The organism is Spartinivicinus marinus (genome assembly GCF_026309355.1).
In the GTDB taxonomy this organism is placed as follows: Bacteria; Pseudomonadota; Gammaproteobacteria; order Pseudomonadales; family Zooshikellaceae; genus Spartinivicinus; species Spartinivicinus marinus.
The window spans coordinates 575,964-596,689 of the sequence record NZ_JAPJZK010000001.1; the positions used below are offsets into that span (position 1 = coordinate 575,964).

30 protein-coding genes are annotated in these 20,726 nt (G+C 38.4%); 13 read left to right on the forward strand and 17 right to left on the reverse strand.

Annotated elements, in window-relative coordinates; translation table 11 throughout:
- Positions 1–56: 56 nt before the first annotated feature.
- Entirely contained in the window at positions 57–275 is a 219-nt protein-coding gene (locus OQE68_RS02720) for a phage holin (protein ID WP_180571767.1), read from the reverse strand.
- An 11-nt stretch (positions 276–286) separates the two neighbouring features.
- Complete coding sequence (locus OQE68_RS02725) at positions 287–694, reverse strand: 3TM-type holin (RefSeq protein ID WP_266195470.1); 408 nt, start codon at positions 692–694, stop codon at positions 287–289.
- A 58-nt stretch (positions 695–752) separates the two neighbouring features.
- Between OQE68_RS02725 and OQE68_RS02730 the strand changes: the two genes are divergently transcribed.
- Entirely contained in the window at positions 753–1,631 is an 879-nt protein-coding gene (locus tag OQE68_RS02730) for a type 2 periplasmic-binding domain-containing protein (RefSeq protein WP_180571997.1), read from the forward strand.
- 62 nt (positions 1,632–1,693) lie between these two features.
- Here OQE68_RS02730 and OQE68_RS02735 read toward each other — a convergent pair whose 3' ends face one another.
- The 14 genes from OQE68_RS02735 to OQE68_RS02800 form a co-directional block, all read right to left on the reverse strand.
- A complete protein-coding gene (locus OQE68_RS02735) occupies positions 1,694–2,116 on the reverse strand; it encodes an N-acetylmuramoyl-L-alanine amidase (RefSeq protein WP_266195471.1) in 423 nt (140 codons plus the stop codon).
- A 2-nt stretch (positions 2,117–2,118) separates the two neighbouring features.
- The gene (locus OQE68_RS02740) at positions 2,119–2,292 is read right to left on the reverse strand and encodes a YodC family protein (RefSeq protein ID WP_266195472.1); all 174 of its coding nucleotides are present in this window, start codon (positions 2,290–2,292) and stop codon (positions 2,119–2,121) included.
- A 154-nt stretch (positions 2,293–2,446) separates the two neighbouring features.
- Complete coding sequence (locus OQE68_RS02745) at positions 2,447–3,019, reverse strand: hypothetical protein (RefSeq protein ID WP_180572170.1); 573 nt, start codon at positions 3,017–3,019, stop codon at positions 2,447–2,449.
- A gap of 91 nt (positions 3,020–3,110) precedes the next feature.
- Positions 3,111–3,287, reverse strand: a complete 177-nt coding sequence (locus OQE68_RS02750; protein ID WP_180572123.1) for a hypothetical protein — start codon at positions 3,285–3,287, stop codon at positions 3,111–3,113.
- A gap of 17 nt (positions 3,288–3,304) precedes the next feature.
- Positions 3,305–3,472, reverse strand: coding sequence for a hypothetical protein (locus tag OQE68_RS02755; protein WP_180572122.1), 168 nt, complete (start codon positions 3,470–3,472; stop codon positions 3,305–3,307).
- 203 nt (positions 3,473–3,675) lie between these two features.
- The gene (locus OQE68_RS02760) at positions 3,676–4,014 is read right to left on the reverse strand and encodes a putative endonuclease domain-containing protein (protein ID WP_266195473.1); all 339 of its coding nucleotides are present in this window, start codon (positions 4,012–4,014) and stop codon (positions 3,676–3,678) included.
- Entirely contained in the window at positions 4,014–4,718 is a 705-nt protein-coding gene (locus tag OQE68_RS02765; protein ID WP_266195474.1) for a deoxynucleotide monophosphate kinase family protein, read from the reverse strand. The genes OQE68_RS02760 and OQE68_RS02765 overlap by 1 nt, the downstream gene beginning before the upstream one ends.
- Before the next feature lie 2 nt (positions 4,719–4,720).
- Positions 4,721–4,984: a hypothetical protein gene (locus tag OQE68_RS02770; RefSeq protein ID WP_266195475.1), complete on the reverse strand. Its 264-nt coding sequence runs from the start codon at positions 4,982–4,984 to the stop codon at positions 4,721–4,723.
- Positions 4,981–5,340, reverse strand: a complete 360-nt coding sequence (locus OQE68_RS02775; RefSeq protein WP_180572001.1) for a Ref family recombination enhancement nuclease — start codon at positions 5,338–5,340, stop codon at positions 4,981–4,983. The genes OQE68_RS02770 and OQE68_RS02775 overlap by 4 nt, the downstream gene beginning before the upstream one ends.
- Positions 5,341–5,976: a hypothetical protein gene (locus OQE68_RS02780; protein ID WP_180572000.1), complete on the reverse strand. Its 636-nt coding sequence runs from the start codon at positions 5,974–5,976 to the stop codon at positions 5,341–5,343. It lies immediately after the preceding gene.
- Positions 5,977–6,122: 146 nt separating this feature from the next.
- Positions 6,123–6,503 (reverse strand): hypothetical protein, encoded by a 381-nt coding sequence (locus OQE68_RS02785; RefSeq protein ID WP_266195476.1) that lies wholly within the window; start codon positions 6,501–6,503, stop codon positions 6,123–6,125.
- Positions 6,503–7,225 (reverse strand): replication protein P, encoded by a 723-nt coding sequence (locus OQE68_RS02790; protein ID WP_266195477.1) that lies wholly within the window; start codon positions 7,223–7,225, stop codon positions 6,503–6,505. Before OQE68_RS02790 ends, OQE68_RS02785 begins: the two co-directional genes overlap by 1 nt.
- Positions 7,222–8,124, reverse strand: coding sequence for a helix-turn-helix domain-containing protein (locus OQE68_RS02795; RefSeq protein WP_180571824.1), 903 nt, complete (start codon positions 8,122–8,124; stop codon positions 7,222–7,224). Before OQE68_RS02795 ends, OQE68_RS02790 begins: the two co-directional genes overlap by 4 nt.
- A 130-nt stretch (positions 8,125–8,254) precedes the next feature.
- Positions 8,255–8,575 (reverse strand): hypothetical protein, encoded by a 321-nt coding sequence (locus OQE68_RS02800; RefSeq protein WP_180571825.1) that lies wholly within the window; start codon positions 8,573–8,575, stop codon positions 8,255–8,257.
- Between the two features lie 494 nt (positions 8,576–9,069).
- Here OQE68_RS02800 and OQE68_RS02805 point away from each other — a divergent pair, with 494 nt between their 5' ends.
- The 10 genes from OQE68_RS02805 to OQE68_RS02850 all read left to right on the forward strand — a co-directional run bounded on the left by OQE68_RS02805 (position 9,070) and on the right by OQE68_RS02850 (position 14,150).
- The gene (locus tag OQE68_RS02805; RefSeq protein WP_180572038.1) at positions 9,070–9,483 is read left to right on the forward strand and encodes a helix-turn-helix domain-containing protein; all 414 of its coding nucleotides are present in this window, start codon (positions 9,070–9,072) and stop codon (positions 9,481–9,483) included.
- Positions 9,484–9,659: 176 nt separating this feature from the next.
- On the forward strand, positions 9,660–10,094 hold the full coding sequence (locus OQE68_RS02810; protein WP_266195478.1) for a helix-turn-helix transcriptional regulator: 435 nt from the start codon (positions 9,660–9,662) through the stop codon (positions 10,092–10,094).
- Complete coding sequence (locus OQE68_RS02815) at positions 10,064–10,960, forward strand: recombination-associated protein RdgC (protein ID WP_180571892.1); 897 nt, start codon at positions 10,064–10,066, stop codon at positions 10,958–10,960. Before OQE68_RS02810 ends, OQE68_RS02815 begins: the two co-directional genes overlap by 31 nt.
- A gap of 5 nt (positions 10,961–10,965) precedes the next feature.
- A complete protein-coding gene (locus OQE68_RS02820) occupies positions 10,966–11,166 on the forward strand; it encodes a hypothetical protein (RefSeq protein WP_266195479.1) in 201 nt (66 codons plus the stop codon).
- A 73-nt stretch (positions 11,167–11,239) separates the two neighbouring features.
- Complete coding sequence (locus tag OQE68_RS02825) at positions 11,240–11,758, forward strand: phiTE_072 family protein (protein ID WP_180572165.1); 519 nt, start codon at positions 11,240–11,242, stop codon at positions 11,756–11,758.
- Between the two features lie 31 nt (positions 11,759–11,789).
- Complete coding sequence (locus OQE68_RS02830) at positions 11,790–12,026, forward strand: hypothetical protein (protein WP_266195480.1); 237 nt, start codon at positions 11,790–11,792, stop codon at positions 12,024–12,026.
- A 13-nt stretch (positions 12,027–12,039) separates the two neighbouring features.
- On the forward strand, positions 12,040–12,216 hold the full coding sequence (locus tag OQE68_RS02835; protein WP_266195481.1) for a hypothetical protein: 177 nt from the start codon (positions 12,040–12,042) through the stop codon (positions 12,214–12,216).
- Positions 12,217–12,435: 219 nt separating this feature from the next.
- On the forward strand, positions 12,436–12,765 hold the full coding sequence (locus OQE68_RS02840) for a hypothetical protein (RefSeq protein WP_180571694.1): 330 nt from the start codon (positions 12,436–12,438) through the stop codon (positions 12,763–12,765).
- Positions 12,766–12,804: 39 nt separating this feature from the next.
- Positions 12,805–13,014: a helix-turn-helix domain-containing protein gene (locus OQE68_RS02845; RefSeq protein ID WP_163834722.1), complete on the forward strand. Its 210-nt coding sequence runs from the start codon at positions 12,805–12,807 to the stop codon at positions 13,012–13,014.
- A gap of 2 nt (positions 13,015–13,016) precedes the next feature.
- Positions 13,017–14,150 carry a tyrosine-type recombinase/integrase gene (locus OQE68_RS02850; protein ID WP_180571695.1) on the forward strand — a complete coding sequence of 378 codons (1,134 nt, stop codon included), beginning with the start codon at positions 13,017–13,019 and terminating at the stop codon, positions 14,148–14,150.
- 33 nt (positions 14,151–14,183) lie between these two features.
- Here the strand turns inward: OQE68_RS02850 and OQE68_RS02855 are convergent, their stop codons facing one another.
- Positions 14,184–15,824: a zinc-dependent metalloprotease family protein gene (locus tag OQE68_RS02855; RefSeq protein ID WP_180571696.1), complete on the reverse strand. Its 1,641-nt coding sequence runs from the start codon at positions 15,822–15,824 to the stop codon at positions 14,184–14,186.
- Positions 15,825–16,918: 1,094 nt separating this feature from the next.
- On the opposite strand from OQE68_RS02855, the gene OQE68_RS02860 reads away from it, so the two are divergent.
- Together OQE68_RS02860 and OQE68_RS02865 are read left to right on the forward strand one after the other, a co-directional pair.
- Positions 16,919–17,095, forward strand: a complete 177-nt coding sequence (locus tag OQE68_RS02860; RefSeq protein ID WP_180571634.1) for a hypothetical protein — start codon at positions 16,919–16,921, stop codon at positions 17,093–17,095.
- Between the two features lie 402 nt (positions 17,096–17,497).
- A complete protein-coding gene (locus OQE68_RS02865; protein ID WP_180571633.1) occupies positions 17,498–20,647 on the forward strand; it encodes an RHS repeat protein in 3,150 nt (1,049 codons plus the stop codon).
- Positions 20,648–20,726: the final 79 nt, after the last annotated feature.

Sequence of the window (20,726 nt, forward strand, 5' to 3'; positions counted from 1 at the left end):
CTTTATTGTTTTAAAAAAAGCCCGCAGGGTGTGGGCAAAGGTTGGGGGTTATCTATTTACTCTTTTTCAGCAGGCTTACTGCCGTACATTTCTCGATAAAATAATGCTGTCTCACGTTTATCTTGCTTGTGCTTATATACCCAGTTAACAACAACGGTAATCGTGGTCAGAATAATACCGATTATCACACCCCAGTCTTTGAGTGTTAGACCCGCAATCACAGTGCCAGCACTAGCGACATAAGGGGCATTTGATATGATTTTGTCAGTTACCATCGGGCTAACCATTATCGTTGTCGAGCAACACCTTTAATTTTTTCGGCAGTCCTTTGTGCACCTAGACCCAATAGGGTAAAGACAAGTGTCATTAGTTCACTGGTTTCAATTATGGGTAGCATGGCTACCACATCAGGTCGATTGGCTAGCGACAAACCAATCACTATAAAATCACGTAATATCCAAGCATAAGCCAATAACCCAACACATAACCAACCCAATCCAGGCCGCCAACCTGAAACCCATAATGATGGATGCTTAGCTTCTTCTAAATTGGTTAATGCTTGGAGTAAATGCGGCTGATTAAGGGTTTCTTGAAGCTTTTGCTTAGCTGCTAATCGTTCTTCATCAGAAGTGAATAGGCTATCTAGCCCGGCTATTATGGTATTGGTTAGGCTTGAAAGTGAGTTATTAATCATATCTAGAGGTTAAAGTACTATAATCTATACGTTATAGATAAACTAAGCTGTTAAATTGATGAAATTACTTATTACAATAATCGTTTATTTAAGCATTATTATAAGCAGCACTAGTTTTGGAGAATTGACTGTAAGATACTCCCCTCCAGAGAGTAAACATGATAAGAGATATGTCTATTTCCTCAGCTTATTGGAAATAGCACTAAAAAATACTCAAGATACAGATGGAAGCTTTAGTCTTGAAATGTCCCAATCTATAATGAACCAAGACAGAGCAATTGCTAGCCTTCAGCAAAACAAATACTTAGATGTGATTTGGACAATGACTTCGGTTGAAAGAGAAAAGCTGTTGTTACCAATTCGAATTCCACTACTGAAAGGCTTACTGGGGCATCGCATATTTATCATTAGAGAAGCTGATAAAGAAAAATTTTTTAAAGTTAAAACTCTTACGGAAATGAAACAGTTGCAAGCAGGCCAAGGTCACGACTGGCCTGACACTAAAATACTTCAGGCAAATGGGTTTCCAGTTACCACAAGCCCAAACTATGAAGGACTCTTTACCATGTTAGAGCACTTTCGTTTTGACTACTTCCCTAGAGGAGTACCAGAAGTTTGGGAAGAGTTAAAGGAGTATTCAAATAAAAGTTTGGTGCTTGAAATGAATTTAATGCTTTATTATCCAGCACCTATTTATTTTTTTGTTAATAACTCTAACATAACCCTTGCGACTAGAATTGAAAAAGGGCTGTGGATAGCAATTGATGATGGAAGTTTTGACGAACTATTCTATTCTCACCCATCACATGCTCAAGTGTTTAAATTAGCAAAAATGGAAAAAAGAATTATTTTTAAGCTTTCAAATCCATTACTCCCTAAAAAAACTCCAGTCGACAATGAAAAATTGTGGCATAAAGTTACAAATCACCTACCTTAACAAGGCGTACCTAGAGGTTGCATAGCTTTTGCAAAAATACAGTTGCAAGTAAAGTATTAAAGCTAATTATCATTTCCACCTTGGCTGTATCTCCTTATGTCTTTAACCACACTCCACCAGCTAATCACATCAAAGTTAGGGCAGGTTTTGCCAGGGTCTAAATCACAGTGGCCAAGCACTTCAGCTTTTGGATATTTCAACAACCAGTCATTAATTACGTTGTGTAAACTAACTAGTTGAGCGGAAGTAACGGTATTTCGAGCAATTAAGCAAACGCCTAAGCTGTGCTTGTTGTGGTTTTTAACATGAGCACCGGACCAATAGTCAGGCCTACCATTTTCTATTGTGCCATCACGTTTAATGACTTTGTGATAACCGATGCCATCCCACCCCCGTTCTTTATGCCAGCGATGGATATCCTCAGCTGATATATCTCGGTCGTCGGGTGTATCAGAACAATGCACAACGAGTTTAGTGATTTTCATGGTTAAAAAGAATTAACTTGCTCTAAAGCAGATTTTGGGAATACAGCTTTATGTGGAGTAGCGCCATCAAACCAACGGCATTCGACAGTTGAAGTGTTTACATTAATAACAGTCATCACCGGCCCGCCTGATTTTAATCTAACAAGCGAGCCAGTAAACAGGTTAGTAGTGTCCATAGTAATTTCTATTAGGGGAGAGGTTTTCTGCAGGCATAAAAAAAGCCCCATCAAATAACAGGGCTTTCTTCTCAAAACTTTCTATACTTGAATGATTTCCGTTAGACACAAAAATACATTCTGGAAAAAGTATATAACTGAGTTATAACGATAGTCAACTGCTTTTTGAAAATAAATAGCGTAAAAGTTGATAATTAATTTCCTGATCCCACTTATGCAATTGTTTCAAGCATTCTAAATAACGGGAATGCCAGGTGTTGTGCCAATTTTTATAAGCAATGCAGCAGTTTTTTGCAAGCCCACTTTTATTTAACTCTTTTTTGCCATTGTTACAGTTACATTTTCTAGTAACTGACTTGTGCTGATAAATACCTGTGCCATTACATGTCTTACATATATTTTCGTTAAGCACCTCGTTAATCATTTGTCTGGAAAACTGAAGGAAGAAGAATAACGATTTCTTTTTCTCCTTTGGCCATGGTTCGCGCCAACCTTCCCTCACCCCCACACGAATTACATACTCTTGCACTAATCTATCCAATTCATGCAATACAGTCTTATCACCTGCATACTTTAGTAGTCCTAATAAGTACGCCTCCCGTGGTAGGTTGCCCATACCCAATGCACCAGCAACATCTTCAGCGGTTAATTGGGGAGTACCGCCAGGTACACCTTCGTAGTTGATACTGCCATGGGCTAATAATGCCATTACGTTTGCATTTACCATACTTCACTCCTCCAAGGGTTTATTCATTCTTACTAATATGGTCTTAGCCTCTCTAGCACGATAAGTAGGAGGCTTTTATTGTTGTATTTGGTTACCAATCTAGCTTTTTGGCTTTTTCTAATAATGCTTTAAATGCTTCTTGATACTTCGGGTCTTCAAGTAGTGAACCATTCTTATTAATTGGCTCTGATGGAATAAAGCTATTGTCTTCTTGCTGTTGTCTGGGTTGTAGTTTTCTGGGGTTATTGAAAGGGATTATTTTTGCCATGCCATCCTCGTGAGTTATTACCAGCCCAGTTTTTTTGCGTCTTCTAATATGCTTTTTACTGCCTCCTTATATTTCGGGTTGGTGAAGGGTGAGCCGTCTTTAGTGATGTATATGTTGCTATCACGGCTCTGACATTTTTGTCTTGGTTGCTGCTTGGGTTTGTTAAAGGGAATTATCTTTACCATGCTGTCTCCTTTAAATCTGGTCTCACCCCCTCTAGCACGCCTACTAGCGGCAAATGAGTATATTGAGCTTGTCGTATTTCTTGTCTTTAAATTCAGTCTTAGCTGCTCTAACTCAAGTATTAGCGGCCTTTTTCTGTGTCCTGTTGTGTCCTCTGTTTGTCGTGTGTATGTCCTCCTATTCGGTCCCAGGCTGTCTAGCACGCCTAGTAGCAACTAGCAGACAACAGCTTTTGTATAAGTTCTACCGCTCGGCCACTATGGATTAGCTCACTGTTGCAACGGTATATATTCCAGCCCAGGTCCATGGCTTCGTGGTATTTCTCCATGTCGTTGGCAAAGCCCTTGCCTCGGTTGTGTCTTCCGTTTATCCATCCTCCGCCCTCTACCTCTACTGCTAACTTTTTATCTGGCCAGGCGAAGTCAAAGCGCCATTTTCTGGTTGGGTGGAATTTATATTCTGTTATTGGCATGGGCAGCTTTAACCCTTTGATATGCAGTTTCAGGGTCTCCTCTAATAGGCTCTGTTTCTTCACCCCCTTCATTAACTACAGGCCACCTGTCTATCACTCATTAAGATATGAGCTACTTGCTTTGCTTTTTCCTGTAGGTCTAATGTTGTACCCGACAGGTTGAGTACAATTTGATTGATAAGGTGTTTTGATATGCCTTCTTCAGTTACGTGGCTTTCTACAGGTGGGGTGTTGTTTCTGACTACCTCTATGATTACACCCCCACGGTTTTTAATGTATTCAGCTTCTCGGTTTAGCCTTACGTCAGTGATTATGGTGTTTTGCGTTTGGTTTAATGGTTTTAACCAGAAGTCTTGGTCGAAGTGGCGACAGACTTCAGTGCCGAATAGTTGGTAGGCTTTTCTTGGAGAAACTTGGTAAATAACAGAGTCGTAATGCAATCCCTCTTTGATGCTTCTCCTTTCTTGTTCATCTACTTCGTAGGCACCGAATGCATTGATGAAGTGTAAAACCATATCCCTAAGCTTCATATCTATATTGAGTGCTTTAAGAATTGGTTCTAAAAAATCTTCTAGCACCAGAAAATGAATAGGCAGGCTTAGTATTTCCAGCTCTTTTAATGGCTCGGTATTTAACCCTTTCCAGAATAAATCATTAATAAACTGTTTTATTGGATCAGCTATAGCGTATTTGTTGTACTCGGGCAGTTGTTCTTGCAGGTAGTTAGCAAAGGTGTCTTTGCCTGCTCGGGCTTTGCCGGTTATTCCTATTAGCATCTCTACACCTCATATCCGTGTAATTGGCTTAGTCTTAAATACACTTGGTACATCACGTCATCGCGGTATTCATAGTTGAATGGGCTGTCATTGGCGTGCCATTCGACTATGCCATCTAGGCTGTATGTGTTGCCCTGTCCGTCTTCCCATACCCATTGGCCAGGTTTTACGTTTATTGCGGTTTGGCTGACTGTGGGTCTGGCTAGCTGTTTGAACATTGAGCGGGGGAATACTTGCTTGATGAGTTGTTTGTTGATTTCTATCATGTTGTTTCCCTTATCCATTTGATTAGTTCCTGGGGTAATGGACAGTTATGTTTAGCGAGTAGGTGTAGGCATTCGATGTATAGCTGGTGTTGGGTGCCGTAGCGTTTTTCAAATCTGGCTTTGTATGGGTGGATGGCCCAGCCTTTTAATACTTGGTGACCAGTGCCGTCTTGGTGGTGGCCTGCACATAGGGGTAATACGTACCAATGGGCATGGTCTTTGGTTCTGCCGTCTATATGGTGGATTGATACCCAGTTGTTGTGGCTGCCTGCTTTTCTGCATGCAATACAGCCGACGTGTTCTGCCAGGGCATCATGAAATTGTTTTTGTGCTTTGGTTACGCTGCGGCCTAGCATTTAAAATACCTGCTTGTATTCACGTAATTCCACTTGTGACGTATTTTGTTCATAATTAACTAGCTGACACGCTTGCTTCTTTTTCTGCTCAAGCTCCCTGATTTCTTTTTTTAATTTATTTACCCTTGATTCATAATCAAGAACGTCTTTAGATGTAAAATCCTGTAGGTCACCGATTCTTAGTTTTACTCGCCTAAGCATTGAGGCCATCATTGCCAGCTCGGATTGAGCATTAATTTGAAAGACAAACTCTTGGCCGCCATCACGCTTTTTAGGGTGAAAGCCGTGCACAACTTTAATTCGCTTTTTTCCTTGTACTTCCAGCAAGCCCCAGCCAGGCGGTAAGTCATCCACAGTTAATAGCTTGGGTGGCGTCATGAAATATCGGAAAGTGCCCACTCCAAATTCAGGATTTAATCTAAAAAATTTCTTTTTATCTGCATGAAAATCATTACGACTTACTTTGACTTCAATGAGGTAGGATTCGCTACCTGACTGTTTCCAGCCAATAGCATCAGGTTCTTCAGAGGTTAATGCTCTTGCTCTTAATTCAGAGAAAGCAAAGGAGCAGCCTACTGTGTTGAGTAACCAGCGTTTAGCTATCTGGCATAGTGCGTTATGTGCGTTCTTATTCATAAATTACCTTTGCGGTATTTGATATAAGTCGTTAGCGGTGAACTTCTTTAATTGGCTAGGGTCATACTGATTGCACGGTAGCCCCCGTGTGCATTGCTTCGTTTTACTCACTACCCCTAAACAGCGTTGACGAAGCAGTGCTTTTTTTAATAAAACTTCCTGATTACATGACGAATTCTGTCGTAGACCTCAAAAGCAAATAATCTTTCTGGGCCTACATCACAAGCAACTGCGTAAGCATGAGCAGCTTTTTCAGTTTCATTACGAAGACGGTGAAATATACTTTTGAGCTTTTGTACTTCTGATTTGGCTGTTTCTCTGGCTTCAATTAGTGACCATACAATTTCGTATTCAGGCCAGTCGCTTTCAACAACTACACACTCTAAGTCTTGCTTGCCATGTTGCTGGCGGAATTGATCGGCTTTTACTCCAATACTTAGAAGCTTTGCGTGATCATCTCTACTTAAATGCTGAATGTCAGATAATTTCAGTACGTAGTATCGTTTTTCGCGTTTAAAATCAGCCATTATTGAGCTCCTCTGTTTAACATTCCTTTGATGGCCGCCATTGCATCTGTCTTATTGTTTAAATGGCTTAAACCTGCTTGTTGAATTGATTGTTGTTGCTGTTGGTCGTGGTAAGCCTTATTGCGTTCAGCGATGGTTTGTTGTACTTGGCCAGGTAAGGCTTTGGGTATATCGCTGATGGGCTCACCCTTCAGTATTTTTTTAGTGATAATGTCGTAGTTTCTGGTGAATACCGGCAGTATGTGTTTTTCTGCCATTGACTTTAACTCAAAGAAACCGGTTTGCTTTGCTGCTTCGTATACGGCTTGGTGTGACCATTTGGCTTTTAATGGTTCGTGGCTGTGGCGGCAAGCTTCACGGTAGGCAACTTCAGCCTCGGGTAATCCCAGTTCTTCAAGCTTAGGTTGGCAGAATTTAATAAAATCACCGATGGTGGGTACAAACGCCTTGCCTTGCTTGCGCACGTTTTTCAGACCGTAATGTATTTGAAAATCGGTGCTGATGCCGTTTTCAATAAACCCGGTTAACCATTCTTGCTTTGCCAGGTTAAGCGATTCGTTATCAGGGTATGTGTGTTTCCAGGCTGTACAGCAGCCTTTGAGTTTTTGAAAAACATAGTTAATTAACTTGATCGCTATTTGTTTATCTTCCGCTGTGAATTTAGGTTGAGCAGGTGTCTGACCAGGCTGAAAGCGTTGTGTTATTTCGTTGATGCGTTTCATTTAAATATCTCCATATCATCAGCCCAGCTCTCATCATCAAGGTCGACTGGTTTCTTAGGCGCGTTGTTGACAAGGGTTTTGGTTTCTTGCTTGATGTTTTGTACTTGCTGCTCGGTTTTTTGATCCAAAGCTTGGTTAAGCTCTTGCTGCCTTTGGTGACGAGGCCATTGGTCTATCAGGTGTTGTATAAAACGGGCTGTCCAAGCTGGATGTAAATCACCACGGCTAATCCAGTAGAGTTTAAATTCATCGAATTTTAAGTTAGCAAAGTCAGGGTTAATGCCTGCCCGAATTAAACTGGCTTTCACTCGCTTCCAGTCAGGTTCCCAGTTTTCAGTCATGGGGTTACCTTGGGGTTTTATTCGAGTTTCGTATTTTTTTTGAAAAACATCAGGCTCTGAATTTTTGACCTCGCGCGTGTTTGTTGTAGTTGTATATGATGATTCTAATGATGGTTTGGGGGTCACAGGTGAACCCCTCCCCAGGTCACTAGTGCACCCCTCCCGGTTCACTGGTGAACCCCCTATATTTTCAGGTAGTTCATTTTGAACTCCCCCATTACTTGAGGGCGGGTCATTTTGATCCCCCTCATTTTCTTCGGCTTCAGAGGAGTTATCTAAATTAATTTGGCAGCCCACATGTAAATAAAAATGATTGGATGTGGTTGCACCACTGGCTGAAGCTCGCTCAAATTTTGTTAATAAATCTAATTCTGCTAAAGACTTGATATGTCGTTTGACTGTTGAGCGAGATAATGATGTTTTTTCGGCTATTGTATCCATTGATGGCCAGCAGTAACCTTGGTCGTTAGCATTATCTGCTAACGCCAATAACACTATTTTTTTATTGGGTTCGAGTTTTGAGAGGGAAAACGCCCAAGCTATCGCTTGCACACTCATAAATAACCCTCCCGAAACACTGTGTAAACGTTGATTTTTTCGGCAGTTTTCTGCATAATATTTACATCCTTTGGTTGTTAAAAAAACTGCTTCTCTTGGTCGGGTAAAGCAGTTTTTTTATGCCTAAAATTTAGTCCTTAACTACAAATAAGATTTTCTTTAGCTGTTCTATCTCTTCTTTTGAATACTTGTATTTTTCAAAAGTCCTTTTGATCTGGCTCAGTGCGTTGTGAGCATCGATTAGTGCTGCCACATCTGAGTTTGAGCTAACTAACTCAATAGGTTCGTAACTGTAATAATAATGGCGGTAAGTATTACCTTCTAAATCAGTAAAGAACTCACCCTGTCTCATTATGTTCTGCTCAATTTTTGACGCTCGATCAAATAATACATTTGCTAATTCATGATCAGATATATGACCAATTATTTTTGTAGTAAAAGTAACTTCCATTTATTCTTACTCTCCAATTTTAAAGCGTAAAAATACCCTGCCAGCAAAATACAATTAATTGCTAGCTACTAAATTAGGATTTAATAAATTTTATTGAGCTTTAAGCCCAGTTAATTAATTACGGCTAAATTACCCAGATTGAGATTTTGGATAGATACACTGTGGATTCATTTTCACTACTTCCATATCAGCTCTCCTTTTGGATACTGTATAAGTAGCCAGTTCAGTTAGTTTCAATGACAGCTAAACAGAAACTCGGTATAGTTTTTACACAACATGAGCGCTATTACTTAGAGAGCCGGGTGTTTCCGTCTCCTTTAACACTCAAACCCGTACTTTAGGCGTAAGGGTGCCTCTCAAGCACTAGTGTTAGTGTTGATAAGGGTTTATTATGATGCCGGACCTCTCTACTAAGGGAGTCCGGCTTTTTTGTTATTAAAGCAATCCTATATCTAAACTTTTGTTAGATCAAGCTTAGTTGAGAACTAAATTTTATGGCAGAACTTTGGCAAAAACTAAGAGCACGCAGAAGAGAGTTAGACTTAACACAGCGTGAAGTAGCCAGTTTCTGCGGAGTTAGCCATGGAGCAGTAGCTCAATGGGAAGCAAAAAATCCTGAAACAAGAGTAGTACCCCGCAAGAAAGTACTAAAAAAACTTAGTGAAGTTTTAGAAGTAGACACTGACTGGTTTCTTGATGATTCAATTAGTCTGACTAACTATGAAGAGCGTATTAGTTATGTTGAAGAGGACGACTATATTGATTCAAAAACTAAAGCCGAAACCTATCAAACAAAAATGCAAGTGCTAATGGACCTAAATAGCCTACTTGTTCGTGACAAACTTACAGATGAAGATGTACAAATTTTACGTACAGTAGTAGATATAGCAACCAATAGAAAGCCATAAGCTCACCCCCCTACCTCTTCTTCTCTCTCCAGCACTCACCCGGAAAGCCTCATTTCAATTCAAAAAAACTATTAACTACCATCAATCAATCACAAAATTCAATTTAAAGCTTAAGCAAAACTAAAATATGCTTATTTTAAATTAAATATATTTTAGAGCTAAGGACGGCTGAGATAATGATTACTATTGATGGACACTGGCAAGCGCATTTAGACAATCCACACCTTGCACCGCGTGAAACCAAATATTGCTTAGGCTTATTGTCTGGCAAGACGGACAAAGTTATAGCCCGCGAACAAGGTGTAGAGCCTGGCACCGTTAGCAACAGAATAAAAAACGTACATTACAAGCTTAAAACTGCTAATCGAGCGCACCTGGTAGCCGAGTTAATACGGCTAAAAATCGTCACACTTAATGCTTCACCGATGGTGATGATGTTATTGGCTGTATTTGTTGTGAATAGCGTGCCTTTGGTAGTGAATGATAACCCTGATAAACCCAGACAAGTCCGCATAGTACAACGGACTGGAAGACGACCAGAGTATTTGCCGTTAGACAATAATATAAAAGGAGACGAGCTATGTTTAAAAACGCAACTGTATATCGCCTAAAAACTAATGCTGATTATATTGTAGAGCAGTTAATTGGTGGTTTGCGTGATGCTGAGTTTAAACCTTGCGGTAAACTGCAAGAGTTTAGTTTAGGGTTTGTGGCTATTGATGGGGATAGTTTAGTTATTCCTGGTGATCGCTTTGCTTTATTTCGTGTTCGACATGATGAAAAGAAAATACCGGCTTCAACGATTAGTCAACTGGTATATGAAGCTAAAGAAGAATTTGAAGCACAACAAGACAAGACGCCTTCCAAAAAAGAGATTTTCCAGATTAAAGAGCGGATTAGATCGGAATTAATGCCACAGGCATTTTCGACAACTACCTACACTGACGTATATGTTGATGCTGAAAATAATTGGCTGGTTATTGATAGTGTTAAGCCGTCACATTGTGAATCAATTATTGGGCTTTTAAGAGAGGTTATTGGCCTTAGTTCATCGCTGATTACTGTTAAACACCCATTAAGTGATGTAATGAAAACTTGGTTATTTGAAGGTCATAGCACAGATACCTCTTATGAAACGTGTAACTACTGTGTATTAAAAGATGAGTTTGGCTCGATTACTTGTCGTAAACAAGATTTGTATGACGCCGATATTATCAAGCTCAGTGAAGATAGAGTTGTAAAGGAAATATCTCTGTATAACGAAAACTATAGCTTTGTGCTGGATAATCAGTTGAGAGTAAAGAAGATTCAACATAAGGATCAGTTTATTACAGAGCATACACCTGCTGAAATCAATGACCAAACACATCAGATAATTGTTGACACTTATATTATTCGACAAACAATCAGTGAAATAGTTAATCATGCAATAACAGCATGTGGCGGGATCGAAAACAATTCAAAGGTGGCAGCATAAAATCTATGGTTACCCGATTATCTCAGAATGAAATAATTCATAGTCAGCAACTAAGGAGAAGAAAAACAGAAGCCGATTTGATGTGGGATAAAATAACAGAGGAGTATCAAGCTAAATTAGCAGTCCATGATAGTTTACGTTGTCGTATGAGGTACTTGCTTGATAAAACCTTGCATAAGTTATTTGTAGAACCAGCAACTTTTTAAGCTAATTAATAAATATTATCTAATGCTCAATTTTGAGCCACGGCATCTTATTGTCTTAAAAAAGGATTTAGCTATGAAAGTTGAACAAAGCAAAGTGACCAAAATTAAATTAACAGATTTAGAGCGACTTGATCCTATTACAGTGTTTCTAGAAGACTTTGAGCTAGGCAAAGGCAAGATAACTATAGAGTGTTATGGGAAATCTTGGTCATCATACTGGCCTGGTATGGGAGGAACAATTGCCGAATTTTTTATACGATGCGATGAAGACTACTTAATTAGCAACTTATCAGGAGAACGATCAACAAAAGTAGCAGAGGGAGAAGATTTACAAGCTGATGCAAAACAACGTGTTATTAAAATGCGAAGAAATAAAGAAATAAGCAGTCGCGAAGCTAAAGAACTATTCGAAGACATTGAACGATTGGATATGTATCAGGAAAACTATGGGCTAATAAGTCAATTATATGGAGATGATGACTGGATATACAATTTACCTGAAGTTCCCAACCCTGATTATCAATATTTATGCAGAATAATTAAATCTGTTCAAGCAGGGCTAAAAGAAATAAGAACAGCAAAAGCCGCCTAATACATGTAGTCAATATGTAAGGAGTGAACTTATGAGTATTATTCAACAACTAGCAATGAAAGCTAAGCAGAAAGCCGATAAGAAAAGTGAAGTAAATAGAGTTGAATATTCTTTAGCAAAGCAAGTACCTGATATGAAACAAGGTTTTTCCATTCAAACGAACTACGGCTCTATACAGGTTGATAGTAGCGAAGCAAGCGAGGTGGTTGCTGTTGTTGAAGTGATTTTACAGAATCGATTAGCAAGATTGAAAGCTGAAAATAAATAATAGGGCAATTCTCATGATAGGTTTGCAGCCATGGAAGCCAAGAGCCAGGGTATTCAAACATCACCCTAAAGATGCCGATGAAATTGATGTAGCGATTGTTGAGTTTGTACTCGATCAATCGGCAGGTATAGCCAACCAGGTAATTGTTAATATGATGGAATATGACTCAAATGGAGCCAATAAACGATAGTTTCAATATTGAGTTGCTAAATTCAAATACTCAAAAGCTAGTTAAACAAATATATAAATTTATTGATTATTTTGAAACTGGCAAGGGTGAGCCACCTGCTTATATAAGGATAAGCGAGAAGCAATACCAATGCTTAAAAGCTGGATTTAATGCTAGTAATCAATCCCTGCCTGGCCAGTTTAAAGGTGTACTGTATTTAATTCATATAGAGGTAAGGTAATGTTGACTGTAACGCGTCGAGTTGGTGAGTCGCTAAAGATTGGTGATTATCGACTGATACTGCGAGCGAGGACAGTGGGTGGTGTTACGCTCACCACTATTCACCGCGGGCATCTTAGTATCAAAGAGGTTGAGTTTGGACACCCCTTTAAGCTTGATCATGAAATAACTGTTTACTCCTACCCTAGCAATAGGGAGAGTTTATCTAAGTCAATGGGGCAGGCAAAGCTAAGTGTTAGTGCACCTAAACATGTAATTATACTTCGCGATGAAACAGAAACAGACTTTAAAAGGAGTAATAATCAAACTTATTTTGGCGTAGTGACTTGAGGTTTTTACAACAAACAACAAATATAAAGGTAGTTATTTATGATAAAAAAACCTAATTTATTATCAATTAAAGATTGGATTGCAACCCGATTTATTTCAGGTGCGCCCTCTATTAGCACGGTAAACCGCTTGTGTCGTGAAGGTAAATTACCCGCCACTAAAATAGGCAACACTTGGTACATTGAAGCAGATATTGAAAAGAGTATGACTGGTAATGAGCTGGTTGATAAAGTATTAAATGGTTTGTAATTATGCCGCCACGCAAAAGAAGTAGGAAAAATCTAGGGCTAGAGCCTAACTTATATACCTATGGACCTAAAAATGACTACTTCCGGTACAAGCACCCCCTTACTGGAAAGTACCACCCCATGGGTAAGAATCGAGCCAAAGCACAAGCTGCGGCTCGTCAGTTGAATATTAGGCTTGATGGCCAGTGTATGCTGGTCGCTCATGTGATGGACTCCGATGCAGCTAATGTTGAGCTGTTAATTGATAGGTTTAAAAAAGAGTATTTACCTACTCGCAACCTTAAGCCTCGCAGCTTATTGAATTCAGAGTACCGATTAAATCGCATTGCCAGGGATATTGGAAAGCTGCCATTGAAAGAGCTTACAGTGCCAACAGTTGCTGACTATCTAGACAATAGTTTTTCAGGTGACTCATACTGCCAACATCGATCAATTTTAATTCAAGTCTGTCGCTTTGGTATCACTAAAGGATTACTAACTATCAACCCCGCTGAAGTAACAATGAATAAAAAAGCTGAAAAAATACGGCAACGGATGACCATTGAGCAATACCACGCTATATACCAACTAGCAGACCCATGGTTGAAAAATGCTATGGATATTGGATTGATTACCCTTCAACGTGCAGGTGATGTTGTAAAAATGAAGTTTGAGGACATCAAAAACAACCGCCTCTTTGTTATACAACAGAAGACAGAAAAGCATGGTGAATCAGCCTACTTGGCCATCAACATTGGCGAAGAGCTAGGTGCAGTTATTAAACGAGCAAGAGAGAGTGGCATACGTAGCCCCTACATTGTTCACCGAAACCCTGACAGGCGCAGTAGCAGCCATCGACGTAATGACCACTGGACCGCTATCAAGCGGGATTATCTTAGCCGGGCATTCTCTGAAGTGCGAGATAAAACTAATTTATTTAAGGAGTTAAAAGCCAGAGAGCGCCCTACCTTTCACGAAATACGATCACTGGGTGGCTATCTTTATGAGCAAGCAGGTTATGATAAAGATGCAATTAGAAGACTGATGGGCCATACCTCTGAGAAAATGACAGAGCATTACTTACAAGGACATGAAACACGGTGGACGTTGGCTGAAGCTGGATTAAATTTTGAATGGAAAAGCAAAGAGCCCCAGTAAAGGGGCTCATAGACTTGATAAACTAACGAAGTACTACTTCTCTTTTGCTACAGCCAATGAGTCAATAATAAGTGTATTATCATCAGTACTTGTGATTGCTAACCTAACCACAGTGATATTGTCAGGTAGCCTAATCCCTGCCTCTAGGTCAGTAAATTGCTTGTTATTAGTATCTTTTTCATCAAGCTTTAGCCATTTTTTTACCTGTGTATCAGTTTCTAGATCTAAAGCCGCTAGCTCATAATAAAGCCATAATGTAGACTTACCTGGTTTTGCTGACTTCACAGATGCACCAATTGCAAATACCTTTTTCTTCTCTGCTACACAACTCAATTCAAAGCCTACCGCAGGAAAATACTTGCTATCTTGAACTGTTAGTACATTCGTTTTCTCTGTACTAGAGTTACCTTCATCATCAACTACTTGCTTATTTTCTGTGTCAAAATTTAATATACCTGTTTTATTCCACGGATAAATACCAAACTGATCTTTAGAACTGAACTCATTGTAATAAGCATGATTAAAATCAAAATCTATGGTTTCAGCTTCACTTTCAGGTATCAACTTAACCAATTCAAAGTTCATGGATAAATCAGATCTATCCCGTTTAGAAGCTGAGCAGAAATTACTTATTGATGGAGCTGATAAATTTAATGACTTTGCTGCATTATCATCTGCAGATCCACATACAATACCAGTTTCACTTAAATCTTCAGAAGAACACTTAATGTTTGGATTAGAAAAATAAGGAAGATTTTGGGCATAAGACATTATTGTGCCATATGACTTTTCATTTTTATATATCTTAAATCCAGTTGAATATTTATAAATTCCGCCTATGTACTCCTCAACTAACTCTCTTTGAAAGCTCTCTTCAGATCTAGCATTATGTTTTATTAAATATTTATTATACAGCTCAAGTATTTTTTCATATTTAGCACCTTGATACTCATCTTTCAGGCTAAACTCTACAAAGCTCAATAAATTGTTTTCTTCAAGATATTTTTTTCGTTGTTCTTCTGCTTTTTTTTCAATAGCATCAGTAAAAGATGTATCCAAGTAGTAAAAATCTGTCTCAAAGTCATGTCCCAATCCCATTGCATGGCCAACCTCATGAAGAAAGTTAGCTTTTGCTTGGTATCTTTGTTGTTCCTCTGACCCTGCATCTACTCCCTTTGAAGGACTTACGCCTACCAAAGCAAATGGAGATATTTTATGTCGTAAATCAAATTCACCATCAAGGACTTCTCGACGTGTAGTATCAACTCCTCTAGCAATACCACCCTGGTAGCTTGATTTAGTTAAAACTACTACCAGGTCAGCACCAAAGTAGCTTCTTAATTGGTGAACGCGTTGATCATTAACAACTTTTCCAAGATTACTTGATGATGATTCTTTTATAGAGCTTAGCCAGTCAGCATAGCCTTGATAAACAAGATTGTACTGCATATTGACTTGGCTTCTTTTAAATACTTCATTTGAAAACGTTATGTAACCATTTATTTCATCTTCAACCTTAATAGACTTTTTATCTAAGAATGTTTTTGCTGCATCAGTATAAAGAACCAGGACATCAACAGGATGAACCGTTGATCCATGTGAATTACTAAATGCTAATAAAGCTGGAATAATAACAGCTATATAAGTCCTTATTTTCGATAACTTTGTAAGCATAGGTTTCCCAGTTAATATTTTTCCATCAAGGAATGTAATAACGAATAACGTAAAATCTGTTAATAAGGATGAGTCAAATTGAAGATGCCGCAAGAAATGTTACATTTATGTAACTTAATAGTAAAGTAATTCCCAACCAATATATTAACTGTTTTGCAAATTTGATTGCCATAGAGGTGTGAAAATTCTAGTAACTACCCTTTTACACAGCTTCTATTCATCTTTTTCCAACTTGTGTTGCACTAATGTGCTTTGTCCGATTTTAGAATGAAAAGGAATATGCAGCTTTTGTATCTATCGCATGATAAATTGGATTGGCAAACAAATTACACTACAACTGGCTTCTAAAAACAGGGGTAGAATCTGGTGTTATTTACTTAAAATATACTTAATTTATACTTAAAGAAGAATGATTCTTAATTGCAGATAGGATGTAAGTTATTGAATTTAAAGAATAAAAATGGTCGGAGTGAGAGGATTCGAACCTCCGACCCCCACAACCCCATATATATCCTATGGTCAAGCATAACCTATTGATTTTATTTAAAAAAGCACCCTCTTGTCCTACACCCATTATAGCCATTATACCCCCTTATGAATCCTGGGCTACAAGGTGCATATTGCAGACATTCTGGGGTTTCGCGATAGGTAACACCTGTCGTGGTTAAAATTTAGGCTTCTTGTCTTTTGATCTATTGTCTAACAATCTATCCCCTACCCCACTCAGCTGAACTCTACTTTTCAGTTTGAAAAAGCTTCACCTTGTATAGCTCCAAACCGATACCAGAACCAACCATAAAAAACAGGCTCATGACATGAAGTGCCCTAATATATACATTAGAAAATACTAATTATAATAAGGATCAAACTTTATAGAAATATTGATTATATAAAGAATTATCAAATAAGGTAAATCCAGGTAAAAAGATGTCAAATTAGGTAAAAATAAAAAGTAGATTTTAATGTAAAAACTGTTGTATTTTTTCTTTAAAAAATAGTGCACAGCTCTTATTTTTATTGTATATTTAAGCTTTGTTTTGCTGCGTTGTAACCAGCAGTTCAATGAACCTTTCCAGCATATATAAGGATGAAAAATGCCTGAGTTTAGACCTTGGAGAAAGCTTGAGTATGATCAGTTATTATCAAATAAAGGGGAAACGGTTAGCCAACAAGAATATCAAAAAGTATTAATGGAGAATATAGAGCTGAAGCAACTTATATCTAGTTTTATTACGTTTCTGAACGCCACAACAAAAAACATAAATCTATAATTACAACTCAACAATCTACTATTGTCATAAGGGCATACCTTATGCTGTTCCAACCTGCTTCGGTTACTATTGAGCTGTAAGTAACCGTGTTTAGTCTTGTCTATAGCCACACCATATAGCAGGCCCAATATTGGGTTAGCTTTCTTTTCTTACCTCATTTCTCGCGATCATTGTCAAGCTTTCTTGCATGGTATTTTCTACGTAATTACCGACCCATAATCACTCACATTTATAATTGATAGGATTGTCGATCACTGAAATTAATATACGCGAATTAAATTTGATATTTATCTTATTCTGCGTAAAATTTGCACGATTTTGTGAATAGCAAAGCAGCTGGCTTGCCATCAAACGCAATTGTTCACAACACAAGTTTCAGAGTTCTATTTAGGTTATTACTTCATGCGGTTATCAGTTTTAAAGTCTTTGAAAAGTAAAGGCCTTCTGGCTTTTTCAATATTTTTATTGCTGGGTGGGTTTAGTTTTCCGGTCAGTGCTGTAGAGGATAGTGATTGTATAAAAAATGGTGGGAAGGCTCTATGTATTTCTCCGAGTTTATCTAAATGGGGTTATAGGCTTTGTGATAATACCGGTTCTTACCTTTATCGTGTGGCTGCTTGGTGTGAAGTAAAAGGTGGTACTTGGACCTCCTCTAATGGTTGCCGTGGTAGCGGTCCTATCACTGACAGCAACTATGTTGAGCTGGCGATGGCCTTTACTCAAAAGGTTGATAATTTATGTGGAGTAGATAGACCAAGCCTTCCAGGCTGGGGAGAGGTGGCTAAAACCTATAATTGTAATGGAGCCGAGCTAACGTATGAAAATGGCCATGAATTATCAAGTGGCCAACGATTTCGAGTAAATGGCTATAAACATTCTTCTTCAGGTGCATGTGATAAAGCAGGTGATGGTGAAACGATATTTGTCAGCCGTTCACGTAAATTAGAATGTCCTGATGACTTTAAAATGCGCACAAATAAGCAAGGAAACAAAGAGTGTTTTAAAATCTTAGAAGCACCAATGGGCCCCAAAGAAAATGGTGCCGGTGATTGTACCAAAAACCCAAGTGAAGGTGAGCCTATCCGAATTGCGACAGGCAATATGTATCATGTGGACACTGATATAGTGGGTGTTTTACCTTTAATTCGGACCTATAACAGTAGTTTGGGTTATTGGCGATTTAACTTTGAAACCAAGCTATATATTTTCGGCAACCAAATATCACTCCATTTAGGTGATGGCAAAGTTTATAACTTTGTTCAAACAGACAACGGTTGGCAAAGCGACGCCGATGTTTTCCACCAATTAAAAGCGATTGATGAAGCTGACTCAAAATGGCTGGTAACATTTAGTAACAACCGTCAAGCCTGGTTTAATGAGAGCGGAAAAATCACTAAGCAACAATGGTTGGATGGTAGAGCTTTACTATACCAGTATCAAGGTCATACAACCACGGTTGCAGATAATAATGGCAATACACTTGTTCTGACATTTAATGAAGCGCAGCAGTTAATTGAAGCGCAGTTAAATAATAATTATCAAGTGAGTTACCAGTATGATGAGCAAAAACGTTTAACTACCGTCACCTATCCTGGTGATAAAACCCGCCGCTTTCACTATGAAAATGAGCAATTTCCAAATCACTTAACCAGTGTTACCGATCGACGTGGAGTGCGTTCACTCGTATGGGAATATGATGATAAAGGACGTGCGATAGTTAGTGAACTGGCTAATGGTAAAGAGCGTTATAGCCTTATTTACGGTGATCAACAAACCACTGTAACTAATCCGCTCGGTAAAAAAACTACGTATTATTTTAAAAATTACCATGGTGTGTTTAATGTAACCAAAGTAGAAGGTCATACTTCAGCCAATTGTGCAGCGGCTAATAAGGAGTATGAGTATTTTGACAATGGCTTATTAAAATCTAAAACTGACTGGCAAGGGGTTAAAACCACTTACCAATATAATGACCGTGGTTTAGTCACCGAAAAAACCGAAGCCGCAGGTACTCCACAAGCACGCACTATTACTACGCAATGGCATTATCAATACTCATTTCCGGTAATCATCTCTGAGCCTGGCAAATTAATTAGCTATGAATACTCTAATACTGGAAAACTGCTATCACAAACTATTAGCGATCCTAATACGCAAATAAATATTGTGAGTATTGATGACTACGATGGTGATGGAATATCGAATGAAAGAGAGAAGGAACTAGGTACTTCGTTTGAAAGTGATGATACTGATAATGATGGTTTAAGTGATTCTTGGGAGTTAAATAATAACACTGACCCATTAAAAAATGAATCTAAACTTGACTTAGATAATGATGGGTTTACCACTGAACAAGAGCTTGTATTAGGGCGTAACCCAGTTAAAAAAGAAGTTGTTAAGGAATTAAGAGTTATTGCAGATTCCAAACAAGATTGGCCAACAAACGGTGAGCAAGGAAAGCGTGGCTGGTATTATGGCTACTTCGATTATGAAAAAGATGAAGATAAACAATTTCAGCAAGGTGATTTTACTCAACTAGAAAGTCAATATTGGACTGGAGATAAGTGGGACTTAAGTAAGAGTGGTGCTCCTTATTTGGAAATAGGAAAAAATAACTTTATTCCTAGCGGCCCTTATGGTAATAGAACAAACGAACATTGGCCGGTTAGGCGTTGGGTTAGTCCTTATACAGGAATCATTGAAGTAACCTGGTTAACACATAAAATTACTTATGATAAAGGTAATGGCTTTACTGGAAAATTTTATCTTAATAGTAAGCTGTATGATCAGCAAGTTGTGCTAAAGGATGACTTTAAAGGTAACTCAAAAACACATCGTCTAAGTGTTACTGAAGGGGATGTTTTAGACTTTGCGATTAGTCCTGAAGGACTTGATGGAAGCCACCGCAATAGTTGGGACCATGGGGATCTTTACATTTCAATCAGTGCTGTTGAAAGAGCAAAAAATCAATCAACTCAACCAATTAACTTAGCTGACTCTAAAAAAGACTGGTCTGTGATAGGAGAACAAGGTCAAAATGGTTGGTACTATGGGTATTTTGACTATGAAAATGATAAAGATAAAATCTTCTTACCTTCTGAATTTATACCATTTGCAACACAGTATTGGACTGGAGATAAGTGGGACTTAAGTAAGAGTGGTGCTCCTTATTTGGAAATAGGAAAAAATAACTTTATTCCTAGCGGCCCTTATGGTATTAGAACAAACGAACATTGGCCGGTTAGGCGTTGGGTTAGCATGTACAATGGAATGTTAGAAATTAGGTGGTTAACACATAAAATAACCTATAGCCAAGGAAATGGTTTTACTGGAAAATTTTATTTAAATGGTAAGCTAATCAATCAGCAATTAATTCTCAAAGATGATTTTAAAGGCAACACTAAAACTCGCCGCATTACTGTTTCTAAAGGTGATATTTTGGATTTTGCAATAAGCCCTGAAGGTAATGATGGTAGTCATAGAAATAGCTGGGATCATGGTGATCTATACATTGCAATCGATGCAATACCATCCATTAATACTTCAAAATAATATGTTTAGCTTTATTGTTAGGTAGAACCCTTTTCTACCTAACCTCAATTTTTTGTTTAAATTTTTAGAGTAATTTAAA